General features: G+C 71.6%; 1 protein-coding gene. It reads right to left on the minus strand.

Annotation, left to right across the window (positions count from 1 at the left end):
* A partial coding sequence (locus tag ACIQOV_RS42605; RefSeq protein ID WP_401056656.1) for an AMP-binding protein occupies positions 1-1,069 on the minus strand: 1,069 nt, incomplete at its 3' end.
* Between the last annotated feature and the right edge of the window lie 16 nt (positions 1,070-1,085).

The following is a 1,085-nucleotide window of genomic DNA, read 5'->3' on the forward strand; positions in this document are numbered from 1 at the left end:
CCGGACGGCCCAGGTAGCCGCGCGCCAGCTGAACACCCGCGATGTACAGCTCACCCGCCGCACCCACCGGGACCGGACGCAGCCCGGAATCCAGCACGTACGCCCGGGTGTTCCACATCGGCCGACCGATCGGGACGACCTCCGACCCGTCCAGCTCCTCCGGAAGCACGAAGTCGGTACAGCCGACCGTCGCCTCCGTCGGGCCGTAGTGATCCACCACCACGACACCCGGGTGACGCTCGCGCCACTGCGCCACCGCCGCCGCCTGGACGGCCTCACCACCCACCATCAGCCGGCCCGTCGGACTCACGCGATCGCCCAGCGAGTCCAGCACCGCCAACGCGCTCGGCGTCACCTTCATGAACGACGGACGCCGACCACCCAACACACCCGGCAGAGCATCGTCCAACGCGGCGACGACCACCTCGCCACCGCACACCAGAGCCCCGTACAGGCCCGTCACACCCGCGTCGAACGACACCGACGCGTGCAGCACCGTCAGCCCCGCGACCTCCGGATACACCTCCACACACCGGACCACGTAGTTCACCAGGCCCGCCTGCGTCACCACCACACCCTTCGGCCGACCCGTCGACCCCGAGGTGTAAATGACATACGCCGGACTCTCCGGACTGTGGCCCGCACGCTCCGGGTTCGAAGTCGACAGCGCACTCAGGGCGTTGCCGGTCTCGACAGCATCGATATCGATCCGCCGGACGCCCTCGGCCACCTCCCCGGCCGCACCGACGCCGCCGGCGGTCAGCAGCACCACGGGACCGCTGTCGGCCACCGTCGCCGCCAACCGCTCGACCGGGTACTCCGGGTCCAGCGGCAGGTACGCCGCCCCCGCCTTCCCCACCGCCAGCAGCGCCACCACCAGATCCACCGACCGCGGCAGGCACACCGCGACCAGGTCCTCCGGCCCCACACCACCCCCGACCAGCAGGTGCGCCAACCGGTTCGCCCGCTCGTTCAACTCCCCGTACGTCACACCACCCGACGCGTCCGACACCGCCACCGCACCCGGCGTCCGCACCGCCTGCGCCTCGAACAGCTCCGGCAGCGTCACCGCCGGCACCTCACGC

It is taken from the genome of Kitasatospora sp. NPDC091257, assembly GCF_044757675.1.
GTDB classification, from domain to species: domain Bacteria; phylum Actinomycetota; class Actinomycetes; order Streptomycetales; family Streptomycetaceae; genus Kitasatospora; species Kitasatospora lactacystinica.